General features: G+C 38.6%; 11 protein-coding genes and 1 tRNA gene. 7 read left to right on the top strand and 5 right to left on the bottom strand.

What is annotated here, in order from left to right:
- Window positions 1-44: 44 nt before the first annotated feature.
- From MQE36_RS06695 to MQE36_RS06705, 3 genes are all read right to left on the bottom strand, one after another.
- Window positions 45-2,888, bottom strand: a complete 2,844-nt coding sequence (locus MQE36_RS06695; RefSeq protein ID WP_242938398.1) for a TlpA family protein disulfide reductase — start codon at window positions 2,886-2,888, stop codon at window positions 45-47.
- 80 nt (window positions 2,889-2,968) lie between these two features.
- Complete coding sequence (locus MQE36_RS06700) at window positions 2,969-3,736, bottom strand: LytR/AlgR family response regulator transcription factor (protein WP_242938399.1); 768 nt, start codon at window positions 3,734-3,736, stop codon at window positions 2,969-2,971.
- A complete protein-coding gene (locus tag MQE36_RS06705) occupies window positions 3,729-5,474 on the bottom strand; it encodes a sensor histidine kinase (RefSeq protein ID WP_242938400.1) in 1,746 nt (581 codons plus the stop codon). Before MQE36_RS06705 ends, MQE36_RS06700 begins: the two co-directional genes overlap by 8 nt.
- Before the next feature lie 273 nt (window positions 5,475-5,747).
- Between MQE36_RS06705 and dnaE the strand changes: the two genes are divergently transcribed.
- Complete coding sequence (dnaE, locus tag MQE36_RS06710; RefSeq protein ID WP_242938401.1) at window positions 5,748-10,133, top strand: DNA polymerase III subunit alpha; 4,386 nt, start codon at window positions 5,748-5,750, stop codon at window positions 10,131-10,133.
- On the opposite strand, the gene MQE36_RS06715 is transcribed toward dnaE, so the two are convergent.
- Window positions 10,130-10,546, bottom strand: a complete 417-nt coding sequence (locus MQE36_RS06715) for a 3D domain-containing protein (RefSeq protein ID WP_242938402.1) — start codon at window positions 10,544-10,546, stop codon at window positions 10,130-10,132. The genes dnaE and MQE36_RS06715 overlap by 4 nt on opposite strands.
- On the opposite strand from MQE36_RS06715, the gene MQE36_RS16970 reads away from it, so the two are divergent.
- Window positions 10,545-10,673, top strand: coding sequence for a hypothetical protein (locus MQE36_RS16970; protein WP_278286638.1), 129 nt, complete (start codon window positions 10,545-10,547; stop codon window positions 10,671-10,673). The genes MQE36_RS06715 and MQE36_RS16970 overlap by 2 nt on opposite strands.
- Before the next feature lie 39 nt (window positions 10,674-10,712).
- The gene (trxA, locus tag MQE36_RS06720) at window positions 10,713-11,030 is read left to right on the top strand and encodes a thioredoxin (protein WP_242938403.1); all 318 of its coding nucleotides are present in this window, start codon (window positions 10,713-10,715) and stop codon (window positions 11,028-11,030) included.
- A gap of 51 nt (window positions 11,031-11,081) precedes the next feature.
- On the opposite strand, the gene MQE36_RS06725 is transcribed toward trxA, so the two are convergent.
- A tRNA-Arg gene (locus MQE36_RS06725) sits at window positions 11,082-11,153 on the bottom strand.
- A 177-nt stretch (window positions 11,154-11,330) separates the two neighbouring features.
- On the opposite strand from MQE36_RS06725, the gene MQE36_RS06730 reads away from it, so the two are divergent.
- The 4 genes from MQE36_RS06730 (at window position 11,331) to MQE36_RS06745 (ending at window position 14,300) form a co-directional block, all read left to right on the top strand.
- Window positions 11,331-12,236 carry an AraC family transcriptional regulator gene (locus MQE36_RS06730; RefSeq protein WP_242938404.1) on the top strand — a complete coding sequence of 302 codons (906 nt, stop codon included), beginning with the start codon at window positions 11,331-11,333 and terminating at the stop codon, window positions 12,234-12,236.
- Window positions 12,237-12,515: 279 nt separating this feature from the next.
- On the top strand, window positions 12,516-12,929 hold the full coding sequence (locus MQE36_RS06735) for an OsmC family peroxiredoxin (protein ID WP_242938405.1): 414 nt from the start codon (window positions 12,516-12,518) through the stop codon (window positions 12,927-12,929).
- A 76-nt stretch (window positions 12,930-13,005) separates the two neighbouring features.
- Entirely contained in the window at window positions 13,006-13,722 is a 717-nt protein-coding gene (locus tag MQE36_RS06740; RefSeq protein ID WP_242938406.1) for an AAA family ATPase, read from the top strand.
- 269 nt (window positions 13,723-13,991) lie between these two features.
- On the top strand, window positions 13,992-14,300 hold the full coding sequence (locus tag MQE36_RS06745) for a hypothetical protein (protein WP_242938407.1): 309 nt from the start codon (window positions 13,992-13,994) through the stop codon (window positions 14,298-14,300).
- Window positions 14,301-14,669: the final 369 nt, after the last annotated feature.

Below are 14,669 nucleotides of genomic sequence, written 5' to 3' on the forward strand. Positions count from 1 at the left end.
CGAGTAGTTATAGAGCTTTTTCGGGGGTGTCGGATTTTAGGGCTTTACAGATGTTCTCCGAAGAGCTGCTTAAACCCTTCATTACTGGTACCCAAATTGACTTTATTTTCAACAATCTTTCCCTTTTTATCAACCAAGGTGTAATGAGGTATTCCGGTGATGTTGAATTTTGAGGACAGATAGTTCCATTCATCTTTTGATACACGGTAGTGCTCTCCGTTTATTTGAGGGATCATGTTTTGCCAGGTGTTTTCGGGCGAGCTTTGGTTGGTTACATATACAAACACAATATCTTTGTCTTTCAATTCCTCCTTCATGGGTTTCATTCGCTTTATTCCCGAACGGCATGGCGCACACCAGGTAGCCCAGAAATCAACTAATATTACCTTGCCTTTGTATTTGGAAGTGATGGTCTCAAATATTTTGTCGGCTTCGGTATTGGTGGTTTTATTAATAACATAATCCGTATTGTTCTTATTGGCTTCTATTTTGGCTTTGGTTCTTTTGTTTTCATAAACCAGGTACTCTTTTAAGAACGGATCGTAAACCAGATTTGAGTACTCCGGTAATGAAGTGTCGGAAAGCGGGGTTAACTGTTCGTATATTGATGCTGAAATGGTTTGCATGATCAGTATGTCTTGCATCCACAAGCTTTTATCTTTAAAGAAGTTGATGTATGATTCCGTTTGTTTCTTTTTAAGAAGGAAATTTATATGTTCTTTCATGTATTGATCGTACCTCTTGTAAAGGTCTTGTCTTTTCTTGTTTAACTCGTCGCTATAATACATTTTAAAGCGGTTTTGCTCTTCATCTGTAAGCAGGTTTTGGGATGCGTTGTAGATGGCAATTTCCTCATCGGAAAAAGCAACTGCAACGGCTTTTGCATAAACAATCAAACTATCAATATTAACATCCTTCGATATGTGGTTTAAAAGATATTCACGTTTGCCTTTCGGGGTTTTTTTAATAACATTGTTTATACTGTTGTAGAATTGTTGTAATTCTTTTTTGTGTGCATCATTAAAATCTTCTCTTTTTTGTAGTGCACCTGCATTATCTTTTTTGAATTTTATTTCATTGGCTACCAATGCTTGTTCATCTTCGGTTAAATGAACGCCTTTCTTTTTTAAGATCGCTGCAAATTCTGTGACCTCCGGATGATTTATGCTAATCCCGTTTCCGTTTCTTATGGCATCACAATAACGTAAACGGTTTAAAAAAATAGAGTAGCTTCCGGTTAGTACGGCAAGTTTATTGTTGTAGATTTCCGGAGTTAAAAAACGGATATAAGTACTGTCGATCTTAGCGGCTTCGGGTATATTGTTGTATATGTTGTAGCTCAAAGCATTTTCATATAGGCTATAATCAAGGTTTAAACGTGATATTTGTTTTGCTTTATTGCTTAAAGCACGAATTTTGAAAATGCTGTCTAGCTTATCAGATTGAGATTCATAAATAGAAAAACATTTTTGCTTGTAATCCTCCGGAGTGTAATCTTGAACGTTTTTAATTAGATAGTAATACTGCTTGTTACCTTGTTTTAAGCTATACAAACTTGATAAATCGGTATTGAGTTGAGCGCAGTCACCGGCAAAAAAACCTTCATCTTCTCTGTCTGAATTAATTAATTGCCAGGTTTCTTTTCCCGGTTCAACATAGACAGTAAAACTGGATTCCGGAAATCTTGCATAAACTTGCAGAGGGTGGTAAAGAGGGAATTTTACGCTAAAACTGCCGTCATCATTAATTTTAATCAAATGCGATTCCTGATTTCCGGTAAAAAGATTGTTTACATAAACCATTCCTGTTTTTTGTCCTTTTTCTTTATCGTATCCTCTTATGATCCCCGAGTATACAGCAGAATCTATAGTGAACAGGTTTTCTTCTTGATAAGGGAGGTCATCTGCCGGCTTGTAATTCGGGTTGTTTGTTTTGGTAGGGCTGCAAACAGTTAATCGTTTTTTGGAGGGTCCGAATGAAACGGTATTGTTATTATTTGCTTTGGCATATATTATTTTTTCAGAACCCTTGTTTTCGAGGGTGATAATGAACCATTTCCCTTTTTCTCTAACCGACTGATACTTCCAGATAGCTTTGTCGACAATGGCATGATTGTAATAAAAGCTATGCGACCACCGGTTGCTGCCATCAGTTTTTAACCAATTGCCCCTAAGTGCTTTTGGGAATGTTGATGTCATGTAGCTATTAATATCGTCTATTCTCTGGTCGGGATATTCTTTGTTTGCTTTATACAGATCGCCATATGCTCCGTTAAAGCCGACTTGCAAATAACCATCTGTCCAGTTTTTGAAATAGAACATCCGGTATTCGCCGTTGTTTTTAACAACAAGACGACACTGTGTTTTTTCACCTGATCCTAAAAGAACCAAGTCTTCCAGGCTGTACACTTTATCCCTAAAAGTGAAGTTGTCTGATGTAACATTGAATTCAAGACTATTGTTTCCGTCTGTGGTATACCAATTGCCTTTGATTTTTTCCGGTATTTCAGTATTTGTAATGCGTTTTCCCCCTTGTGGGTTTTCGACTTTGACGTAGGTTTTAAAAGGAGAATCGTTTGCTTTTAACCTTATAGAGTCTTCGGATAAAACCTGTAACTCGTATTTCGCAGTATTATTATCGAGGTCTTTGGCTGTAAAAGAATAGTCGCTGGTGCTATTCTTTGTGATATTATGATACATAAAAGCCCGGTATCCAAATTCTATAAATCCCTGGTGAATGAGCATGCCGTCGTATTCGTTCTTTCCTTCGTTGTTGTGCCATTCTCCATAAACAGTTTCGGGCAACAGGGCCTGAGCCTCACATACGGTGATGAACGATAAGAACAGGATCAGGACAATTGAGCTTCTGTTTCTGAATGCTGTTTTCATAAGAAAAAGTTTTTATGATTGATGTTAATTGATTACAAAATAGATTATTTTTTCTCAACAAACAAACGATTATATAGAATTTAGATTCCCATCCATTCCTTGATTTGCTGCTGATAGCTTCTGCCACTGATCACCGTTGCTTCGTATTTGTCATTTAACCGAAATGAGAACCGGCTGTTGAAATAGGTCTGTATTTCTTTAATCAGGTCTTTGTTAATAATGATCGATCGGTGTATTCGTATGAATCTATCGGGCAATTGATTTTCGAGAGTATTCAAACTCTGGCAGGTAAGATGTTCTTCTCCGTTTTTGGTATAAACAGATACGTATTTATCACCGGCTTTAAAATGACTAACTTCTTCGAGCTTGATAAAAATAATTCTTTTGCCATTTTTTATAGTGATAGATGTTAGTGTTTTCTGTGATATTGAACCTGTTATCTGTTGTAAGATGCTTGTGATTTTTGCTGATTGGTGCTCTTTCTTGAAAAATCTTAGCTTTAGAATGGTTTGTTCCAGGCGTTCTTTCCGTACCGGTTTAAGCAGGTAATCCAGACTGTTGGTTTCAAAGGCCTGTAATGAAAATTCGTCGTATGCGGTGCAGAAGATCACTATGGGGATTTCTTTAAGTTGCCGGAGCATTTCAAAACCGGTCATCCCTGGCATTTCGATATCAAGGAAAATAATTTCGGGATTTATATGCTTGATTTTTTCGATGCCTTCGATGCCGTTGGTAGCTTCATCGATTACATTGAACGTATCGGTAAAACCGGATAGTAATTCTTTTAGCCGTTGTCTTGCAGGAGGTTCGTCGTCTACGATTAAGGTTGTATAGGGTATATTATTCATGGTCTTCTATAGTTATTACAATGGTTTTGGTCGGTTGGTTCTCCCAGCTTAAGGAAGCCTTGTCGCCATAGCTTAGTTTTAGGATATCGTGTATGCTTTGTAAGCCGTAGCCGCTTACCAATCCGTCAGGGAAACGGGGGCCGTTGTCTGTTACCGCAATTATAATGTTGCTCTGTGCTTTGTTGATATCAACTTTAATGAATCCTTTTTCCAGTATTTTGGAGATACCGTGTTTTATGGCATTTTCAACCAATGGTTGAATGATGTTTCGGGGTATTTGATAGTGTTCAAGGTCTTTCTCAATTTCTATGGTGAAGGTCATACGCTCACCAAAACGGATCTGCTCAATTTTCAAATAGGCTTTTAGGGCTTCTATTTCGTCTTTTATACTGCTTGTTGCTTCATTTTTTCTATTGAGATTGTGTCGAAACAGGTCAGAAAGCGACAAAGCCATTTGTTCAGTTTTGTCCGGATTGTTATGAGCTAGGGAGGCAATTGAATTTAAAGAGTTGTATAAAAAATGCGGATTGATACGCGCATGCAAGGAAGCTACTTCGGCTTGAGCCTTGAGCTCTTTTAATTTACTGAGTTCCGTATCTTTTTCACGAATTGTAGCGGCAGAGTGTTCTCTAAGATATAAAAACAACATCCTCGAAAAGAAAATAAGAATAGCTACCAATGTTAACATTAGTCTTATACGTGGCTTATTTATAAAAACCATAAAAGGTATGATAGTTATAGATAGAATTGAAAAGGTGAAAAATGCTTTAAGTTTTAATTGTTTCGAGATAGTTTGTTTGGACTTTATATAATATCGTTCTAATAGGTATAAGATGCTTACAGGAGCAAGCCAGCTTAAATTATAGACGATAGGTGCAAGATATGCAGGTTTAGCGTCTACTTCCATGGAGGTCGTATGATGATATACTTCTAAAATAATTAACGTGGTATAAATTATAAGAAGCCCTGGGAATAAATAGTTGAAATAAGGCTTTTTGAATTTTTTTGTTAAAATTGTTTTATATGAAATAGTGAAAATCAAAATAACTATGAGTGTACATAGGATTATGGAGAACCATTTTACTTCATTCCGATAAACAAAATTCATATAATATCTCCATGAATGTTTGTCTGTGATATACTTTTTTGCTTTATCTGAAAAATCAGGTGCATATAAGTTGTGAAGCAAAAATTTATCGGCCTCTGTAAAGTTGGTCGAAAGAGGATCGGTTTGATCTTTATAATCGAGAATCGCATTGCCAATAAAGGAGTTGTAATTATTATTTCGTAGTACACATAAAGAGCGTACTATCATGTATTCGATAATCCTCTTTTTTTCTGTCGAGGTCAGGTTTTCTAAACAAATTTTATTATGTTGAGAAAGCATTTTATGGTGGTGAAGGTTCCGGCTGGAAAAAAAACGGATACCGCTGTTTTTAGGGACTAATTCAAGAATTAAGTTTCCATGACCTTCTGAAGAAACAGCTATTTTTTTTGGGATAAGGGAGCGCAGTTCTTCAACAATGTTAAGCACTAATCTTAGGTCTTCATTGTTTTCAAAATTAATTAGTCTGATGTTTATGTCATCTTGGTATTTAGGAATTCTGTTGTCTTCTCCGTTAAATATTCTTTCAATAGTGAAATCCCAGCCTGTTTGTGAAGGAAAGTTATATTGCGCTTGGGTTTGATATGAAACTGCTGCTGCAAGCCAAAAAATGAGAAATATTATCTTTTTCATTGCTATAAATTTAGAAAGTTAAAAAGCAGTAACAAATAAACTTTTGTTTTCTTGGTTAAAACAGTAAAATGTGACCAACTGCAAAACCGGCTGACAAATCGCATGCGTTTTCTGGATTCGTTAATAACTCCTGAAAACTCCACTTTTTCATACGCTGAATAATCCTTAATTTTACTTGGTGCTGCCTTAATTTAATAATACCTGATTATCAGGTGTCTGAGGCGGTATGAAGAGCGAAAATGCAGTGTTGAGAACCTTAAACTGGAAACTACTATGTACTTAATCTTCGATACAGAAACCACAGGCTTGCCAAAACGGTGGGATGCGCCGATCTCAGATACCGACAACTGGCCAAGAGCAATACAGATCGCCTGGCAGTTGCACGATGAGATGGGAAATGTAATCGAACATCAGGATTATTTGATCCGGCCGGACGGATTCAATATCCCGTTCGATGCCGAAAAAGTGCATGGTATTTCTACGGAACTGGCTCAGGAACAGGGAATCTCTCTTGAGGAAGTGTTGGAAAAATTCAATATTGCATTACGTAAGACGAAGTTTGTAGTAGGTCAGAACGTAGGCTTCGATGTGAATATTATGGGAGCTGAGTTCTACCGTTTAGGGGTAGAAACCAAGATGGCCGAATTACCGGTATTGGATACCTGTACCGAAGTTACTGCAGAATTGTGTAAAATACCCGGTGGACGAGGCGGTAAATTTAAATTGCCGACGTTAACAGAGCTGCACGAATTTTTATTTGGCGAACCTTTTGCCGAAGCTCACAACGCAACTGCCGATGTGGAGGCTACTACTCGTTGTTTCTTCGAGTTGATCAGGAGGGGAGACGGATTTACCATTGAGGAGCTCGATGTTCCTGCCGATTATTTTAACCGTTTTTCAGAAGTCAATCCACAGACCATTGAGCTTATCGGGTTAAAGCATATTAACCTCAAGGCCGAATCCGATAAAATACGTCAACGGTTAAAAAAAGAAGATCCCCAGGAACAATTATCCAAAGAGGAGATTCAGCAGAATATTGCCGAGTTAGCAGAAGTTTCATTCTCACATTTACATAACCATACCCAGTTTTCAGTACTCCAGGCTACATCAAAAATTCCGGCACTTGTAGCAGCAGCAGCAAAGCATAAAATGCCTGCCGTAGCGCTTACGGATATTGGTAACATGATGGGAGCCTTCCATTTCGTTCGTGATGTGGGAAATCATAACAAAGCCGCCAAAGCAAAAAATGAAGAGGCCATAGCCAAGGGAGAAGAACCGACCGAAGTAATCGTGAAACCTATAGTAGGTTGCGTCTTTAATGTCTGTGAAGATCACACAGATAAATCCAGAAAAGATAACGGGTATCAGGTTGTCATGCTGGCCAAAAATAAAAATGGTTACCATAACCTGGCTAAAATGTCATCAATTGGGTTTACCTATGGATTCTATTATGTGCCCCGTATCGATAAAAAGGTAATTGAGCAGTATAAAGAAGATGTCATGGTGCTTACCGGTAACCTATATGGAGAAGTGCCGAGTAAGGTGTTGAATGTCGGGGAAAATCAGGCGGAAGAAGCGTTACTCTGGTGGAAAGATCAATTTGGAGATGACCTGTATATGGAACTGATGCGGCACGGCCAGGAAGAAGAAGACCGTGTAAATGATGTTTTAATTCAGTTCTCTAAAAAGCATGATGTAAAACTGGTGGCAACCAATAATACCTATTATATAGATAAAGATGGTGCTAATGCACACGATATCTTGTTGTGTGTGAAGGATGGCGAAAAACAGACCACGCCGATTGGCAGGGGTCGTGGCTATCGTTATGGGTTGCCAAATCAGGAATATTATTTTAAGGGCTCAGATGAAATGAAAGGGCTTTTCAAAGATCTTCCCGAGGCCATCATTAATACAAATGAAATAGTAGGTAAGGTAGAGCCTTTTGAACTGGCCCGGGATGTATTACTTCCGAAGTTTGAGATTCCCGAAGAATTTCAGTTTGAAGAAGACGAACTGGACGGAGGTAAAAGAGGAGAAAATAATTTTCTTCGTCACCTGACATACAAAGGAGCAGAAGATCGCTATGATGAAATAACCGATGATATTCGGGAGCGACTAGATTTCGAGTTACAGGTTATTGAAAAAACAGGGTACCCGGGATATTTCCTTATTGTACAGGATTTCATCGCTGCGGCTCGTGAGATGGGCGTGTCAGTAGGTCCGGGTCGTGGATCTGCCGCCGGATCGGCGGTGGCTTACTGTCTCGGTATTACCAATATGGATCCGATTTCATACGACCTCCTTTTTGAGCGTTTCCTGAATCCGGATCGTGTGAGTATGCCCGATATCGATATCGACTTCGACGATGAAGGACGTAGTTTGGTAATGGATTATGTGATCGATAAATACGGGGCCAATCAGGTGGCTCAGATTATTACCTATGGTACCATGGCGGCAAAATCATCCATCCGCGATACAGCAAGAGTACTCGATCTGCCATTACAGGAAGCAGACCGCATAGCGAAGCTGATACCAAACACAACCCTGGGGAAAATATTCGGCCTGGATGAAGCCAAACTGAAAGAAAAACTGCGTTCAGAAGAGCTTCTTAAGGTGAACGAACTGAAAAATATAGCAGAAGGGAAAGACCTGGAGGCTCAGACCATAAACCAGGCCCGTATACTGGAAGGTTCGTTGAGGAATACAGGTATTCATGCCTGTGGAGTTATCATTACCCCTGATGATATTACAAAATTCGTGCCTGTATCCGTAGCTAAAGATTCCGATCTGTGGGTAACGCAGTTTGATAACTCGGTCGTGGAAAATGCCGGTCTGCTGAAAATGGATTTCCTGGGGCTGAAAACCTTAACCCTGATTAAGGATACCGTAAAGCTTGTAAAGTACAAACACAATATAGACCTGGTCCCTGACGATTTTCCTCTGGACGATCAGAATACATATGAGCTGTTTCAGAGAGGAGAAACAGTAGGGGTGTTCCAATACGAATCTGCCGGAATGCAGAAGTATATGAAAGAACTCAAGCCTACCGTTTTTGCAGATTTGATTGCCATGAACGCCTTGTACCGTCCCGGGCCATTGGAATATATTCCTAGTTTTATCCGCAGAAAGCACGGAGACGAGGAGATCGTTTACGACCTCCCTGCTATGGAAGAATACCTGAAGGAGACTTATGGTATTACAGTGTACCAGGAGCAGGTGATGTTATTGTCCCAAAGCCTCGCAGGCTTTACCAAGGGTGAAGCCGATATGCTGCGTAAGGCGATGGGTAAAAAGATATTTGCCTTACTGGAACAACTTAAACCGAAGTTTCTCGATGGTGGTGAAGCCAAGGGACATCCGAGAGACGTGTTGGAGAAAGTATGGAAAGACTGGGAAGCATTTGCCAGTTACGCTTTTAATAAATCGCACTCTACCTGTTATGCATGGATCGGATACCAAACGGCATATCTGAAGGCAAATTATCCGGCAGAGTATATGGCGGCCGTGTTGTCGAACAACATGAATGATATCAAACAGGTTACTTTCTTTCTTGAGGAATGTAAACGGATGGGGATAACGGTACTCGGACCCGATGTAAATGAATCCTTCTATAAATTTACTGTAAATGACGAGGGAGCTATTCGTTTCGGAATGGGAGCTGTTAAAGGAGTGGGTAAAGGTGCTGTTCAGACTATTGTAGATAACAGAAAAGAGGGACGTTATAAATCGGTGTTCGATATGGCCAAACGTATCGATTTGCGGGCAGCCAATAAAAAAGCATTTGAGAATCTGGCCTTTGCCGGAGGTTTCGATTCCTTTTTAGATACACACAGGGCTCAGTATTTCCACGATGGCGGCGATGGTATTACTTTCCTTGAAAAGACCATTAAATACGGAGCTAAGTTTCAGGAAAATGAAAACTCATCACAAGTAAGTCTTTTTGGAGAAAGTAGTGAAGTGCAAATCCCTGAACCTGAAGTTCCCCCTTGTGAAGAATGGGGAACCATGGAGAAGTTAAAACGCGAAAGGGAAGTGGTCGGAATATACATCTCCGGTCACCCGTTAGACGATTTCAAAACTGAACTGGAGGTGTTTTGTAATGCCGATCTGTCCATCTTGTCCCAATTGGAGAAGTATGTTAATCGTGAGGTTTCCCTGGGAGGAGTTATTTCTACGGTAGATCACCGCGTGTCGAAAAACGGAAAAGGCTGGGCTATTTTTATAGTAGAAGACTATAATGAAAGTTATGAGTTTAAAATATTTGGAGAAGAATATCTGAAATTCAGGCATTTCCTGATCCCTAATTCATTTGTTTATATAAAATCATATATCAAAGAAGGTTGGGTAAATAAAGATACAGGAAAACGATCCGATCCTAAGATACAGTTTAATAACTTCATGTTGTTACAGGATGTGATGAGTACCTATGCTAAAAAATTAACGATCAGGGTCAACGTTGCTGACCTGCAAGAAGAGCAGATAACGAGCCTGAAAGGTTTGCTCTCGTCTCATTCTGGCGATCATATCCTGAATTTTATTGTCTACGATATGGAAGAAGAGATAAAATTGACCATGCCTAGCAGGAAGCAAAAGGTACATATTACAAGTGAGTTGCTTGGTGCTTTGAAAACTCAGAACGTAAATTATAAACTGAACTAAGGTTTTTCTTTTTTGGGGATGCCGTACCAAATGGTTTTTTTCTTGCGGCCGAACAGGATGGCTTTTTGAATGTCGGTGCCCATATAGAGGTCCATTTTATTGCGGTGACGTGAATGCATTTTGTCTTTTACAAGATAAGTGCCTTGTAAGCCTTTGATTTTTACAGGTGTGTTATGTGTTAATCCCAGTTTTAAAAGGTCTCTCGATATGGCTACGGCTTTCATGCCAGGTTTAAGCGTGTCGCCCCAGGCAGCAATGGCCGGATGGTGCTTATTTGTCTGTGACCTTACCGAATTGTATGCAGACATTTCTACCTCCAATTCAATCCAGTTATAATCATTTTGTTTATATTGGCTTCCATTATAAATAAAAGATAGTGGAATAAGCGCCAAAAGGAGAAACAATGCCTTCATGGATAAGTTTTTTGTAGGTTTGGGTGTAGCTGAAAAGATAGATAAAAATTGGGGTATCAGCAATTATAATAGCCTAATAATCAAAACTGATGAAATGCTTGTAAGTTTTGGTGAAATATTTGACTAAATTTGCGAAGTGAGATATAAATTCATAAAATAAATAAAAATGGCATTAGAAATAACAGATGCTACTTTTGAAGAAGTAGTTTTAAAGAGTGACAAACCGGTATTGGTAGATTTCTGGGCAGCATGGTGTGGTCCTTGTAGAATGGTAGCTCCTATCATAGATGAGATTAGTGGAGAGTACGATGGAAAAGCAGTAATTGGTAAAGTTGATGTTGATTCTAACCAGGAGTTTGCTGCTAAATATGGAGTTCGTAACATTCCTACCGTATTGGTATTTAAAAATGGAGAAGTAGTAAACAGACAAGTAGGCGTGGCACCTAAGAAGACTTATACGGATGCTATTGATGCAGCTGTATAATTGTTGAAATTTTATAGGTTAAAAAGCCGGCTGGAAAGCCGGCTTTTTTTGTAGCCTCACCAGGAATCGAACCTGGATCTAAAGTTTAGGAAACTTCTATTCTATCCGTTGAACTATGAGGCCGGGAAATTTTGTTGGCAAAAATAGTAAAAAACAGAAAATATTCCCTGTTTTATAAACACCAAAAAAAGGGTCATGAATAATACCGGATGAGGTGTTCATTCTGATCAAGTTGCCCGGTGGATGCGTTCTCCTTTCTCTGTCATCATAAATGTGGAGAAATAATTTTAATTTTGCTTTTTGTCTGTCGTTCACACGAACTTTGAATTTTCGTTAAAGTTTCTATTCAGGATAATGGTGGTAAATGAAAATCAATATGGAGTGATTATGGTGAACTCAAATGCGGATTCCAGTGGTTGGGATACAACATATGAGGGGTACTTTAAGATCTTGTATTTAAGAAAAGGAAGCCGGTTAAAGATTGATTTTGAAGAATATATATGTGATGAGGATGCATTTTTCTTTTTTAATGAGGAGCATTCGTTTGAGATATTAAATTCGTCGGAAGCACAGATGATCTTTTTTCATCCCGACTTCTATTGCGTAGAGATCCACGATCAGGAGCTTGCCTGTGACGGGATATTGTATAGTAATGTGCTTTCAACACCATATATTTACCTCGATGCTGTTCAATCCCGAAAATTAGGTGGAATTATTGATGAAATAGGAGTTGAGCAGGGGCGAAATGATAATTGGAATGAAGAGAAAATAAGGATATTAATAAAATACCTTATCATAGAATCAACAAGGATTTGGATAAAACAATGGGATGATGGAAACTTAAATCTATCGGAACAACAAGAGTTTACGCGTAAATTCAGTCAGCTGGTTGATAGAAATTTTACAAAAATCCATAAGGTAGCCGAATATGCAGCAATGCTGAATGTCAGTACCAAAACCTTGAACAAAAGAATTACAACCGATTGCGGAACCTCCCCAAGCTGTGTCATCGTTAACCGGATCATGCTGCAAGCAAAAAGGCTTCTGGCTTATACCGAGATGAGTGTGAAAGAAATAGCATACAGTTTAGGGTATAACGACACCTCTTATTTCAACAGGTATTTTAAAATTCAGACAGGGATAACCCCGTTAATGTTCAGGAAGAACAATATTTCCGTCAGCAAATTGGCCCGAAGGGATCCATGAAATTCCTTTAGAATATTTTATAAGATAATATGGGATGCCTGTCTGAGTGTAAGGCTGTGAAGGTTTATCCTTACGAAGAACAGCTGGTTGTGGGACGACCTTAAAAACCTTTCGAACACCCCTGAGATTATCCCGATGGAACCCATAAATAAGTTTTGATTGTTACGTCTATATTTCAGGAATGTTGAATAGTAGAAAATGTCCTATAAAGTGTGCTTTTTCTCCATTGACCGCCAGATATTTTACAATTAGTTTTGTGTCGGATATTAGAAATCAATTATGATGAATCAAAAAATCAATGCCATCTGGTCGGGTAGTTTTAAAAAAGGAGCAGGCAAGTTTACTTCGGAAAACCCTTTAATGAATAATATGGATTTTCATTTTATGAAGCGTGCAAATAAAAATGCTACATTACCGGAAGAGTTTTTAGCAGCAGCCTATTCGGCGTGTTTTAATATGACAATGGTAATGCTTTTGTCTAAAGAAAATTATACAATCAGGACTTTAGATACGGATTGTACCATTACCTACGGAGCCGATTGTGTAACCGGTGCAGAACTATCCCTGATTGGCGAAGTCGAAGAGATTTCCGCCGATAAGTTTCAGGAATTGGCTAAAGAAGCTAAATTGCAGTGCCCTGTAGGAAAGTCTTTTACATTCCCTGCAAAATTGAATATCATAATGTTAAAGTAAGTGATAGTTCAGTATTTTGATAAAGCATAAGTCAAAGTTCCCGTACCGGAAATGAAATAATTAAAAAGCAATCTGAATGAATATATTTGATTTGGTCATAAACGATAAGGAAGCTGTTTCTTTAAAAGATGTTTTCCTGGATCCGGAGAATCAAAAAGCCGTACAGCAATTAATAAAAGAACATAAGTATATAGATGAACTGACCCGGTACGGATTACCGGTAAATAATAAGGTGTTGTTATATGGAAATTCAGGTTGTGGAAAAACAACGACCGCAAAAGCTATCGCAAATGCCTTGAATAAAAAGATCATAGTCCTGAACCTGAGTAATATTGTTTGTTCGAGAATAGGAGAAACTTCGCAGAATATCAAACAGGTATTTGAAAAGGCAGGAAGAGAAAAGTGCGTATTGTTTCTGGATGAGTTCGATCAGATAGGCAAAGCCAGGGGAAATGATGATAAAGACGTTGGGGAGATGCGAAGATTGGTGAATACGATTATCCAGCTGATAGATTATTTTCCAGATAACGCCATGTTGATCTGTGCTACAAACCATTCCGAGATTATTGATGTTGCATTAATGCGAAGGTTTCAGCTGAAAATAAACTTTCAGATGCCTTCTTCCTCTGTCTTAGACACGTATTATGATAAATTGCTGTCTGTTTTTCCTGTCGAAATGCAGTCAATACAAAGAAAATACAATATTTCTTTTGCCGAAGCCAAAGATTATGCCTTTACCAATGTAAAAGAACTTCTCATCCGAAAACTTGAGAAGGAACAGTGTTCCGTATAAGGATGCTCAACTATAGAAATAAATAGCTGCTGTTCTTGTATACCGATGAACTGCCTGGCGCTGTTTATAAAAAGAATACTAATTCCCCAAAGCCATGCAGGAGTCGTGGTTAATGTGAAGGGAGTGTATACAAGCTCTGCACTTGTGAGGATACTTTTATAGACGGATTAAAAAAATGTATTAGAATGAGGGCTTATCGGTTCGTTTTTCTTTTTATTAAGATTTCTATAACATTTAGGCCCGGATTAATTTAATAGTTTTGACACTTCATGAATATCGGACATCTGAAAAATAAAATCGCATTTGCTTTTCTGGCGCTCTTTCTCACAATGAGACTGGGAGGCTTACATGCATATGCGCATACTGATGACCATGATCATGGGGGAGATTGTATCATTTGTGATTTTGCCGTTACTCACGGGCACACTCCGGCTATTCCGATCGATGATTTCGACTTCAATATTGAGTATATCCAGGAAGTAATCGATCGGGAAATTATAAAGCACTATAATTTTCTGGCTGTTAATTCTATTGAATCTAACCAGCTTTTTTCAAGGCCACCTCCGGCCATACGTTAAGTCCCTTTTTACATCTTGTTTTAAGATTCGGATAAACACTTTCTATAAAGAGCGAGTGTATCGATTCGGTTGTGTATAGGTTTTATACGACCTGTGATCATGTTTAGATACCATCGAAATGATTACAGGACGTTCCGTAAAATTAAAAACAAGTAAACATGCAGTTTCAAGGATATATGTAGTATTCTCGGACGCTTGCTTATGAATCGGGCGGGAGCCTGTAACTCTGGGATAGCTTGGTTCTTCTTAGAAATGTTTTTAATTTCCGGGTATCATGTCGACTTGCCTTCAGGTAGGTTTGCGTTATCTATAACTTCAATGATATTACTTTCGGGTAGTTTCTGAATCGTATTTCATAAACAGATGTAT

The sequence above is a fragment of the Zhouia spongiae genome (assembly GCF_022760175.1).
GTDB lineage: Bacteria > Bacteroidota > Bacteroidia > Flavobacteriales > Flavobacteriaceae > Zhouia > Zhouia spongiae.

Excerpts from the sequence above, each read along its gene's own strand:
- MQE36_RS06745 (WP_242938407.1), top strand. The coding sequence starts at position 13,992 with ATGAATATCGGACATCTGAAAAATAAAATCGCATTTGCTTTTCTGGCG.
- trxA (WP_242938403.1), top strand. The coding sequence starts at position 10,713 with ATGGCATTAGAAATAACAGATGCTACTTTTGAAGAAGTAGTTTTAAAG.
- MQE36_RS06705 (WP_242938400.1), bottom strand. The coding sequence starts at position 5,474 with ATGAAAAAGATAATATTTCTCATTTTTTGGCTTGCAGCAGCAGTTTCA.
- MQE36_RS06715 (WP_242938402.1), bottom strand. The coding sequence starts at position 10,546 with ATGAAGGCATTGTTTCTCCTTTTGGCGCTTATTCCACTATCTTTTATT.
- MQE36_RS16970 (WP_278286638.1), top strand. The coding sequence starts at position 10,545 with ATGGATAAGTTTTTTGTAGGTTTGGGTGTAGCTGAAAAGATAGATAAA.
- MQE36_RS06695 (WP_242938398.1), bottom strand. The coding sequence starts at position 2,888 with ATGAAAACAGCATTCAGAAACAGAAGCTCAATTGTCCTGATCCTGTTC.
- MQE36_RS06740 (WP_242938406.1), top strand. The coding sequence starts at position 13,006 with ATGAATATATTTGATTTGGTCATAAACGATAAGGAAGCTGTTTCTTTA.
- dnaE (WP_242938401.1), top strand. The coding sequence starts at position 5,748 with ATGTACTTAATCTTCGATACAGAAACCACAGGCTTGCCAAAACGGTGG.
- MQE36_RS06700 (WP_242938399.1), bottom strand. The coding sequence starts at position 3,736 with ATGAATAATATACCCTATACAACCTTAATCGTAGACGACGAACCTCCT.
- MQE36_RS06735 (WP_242938405.1), top strand. The coding sequence starts at position 12,516 with ATGATGAATCAAAAAATCAATGCCATCTGGTCGGGTAGTTTTAAAAAA.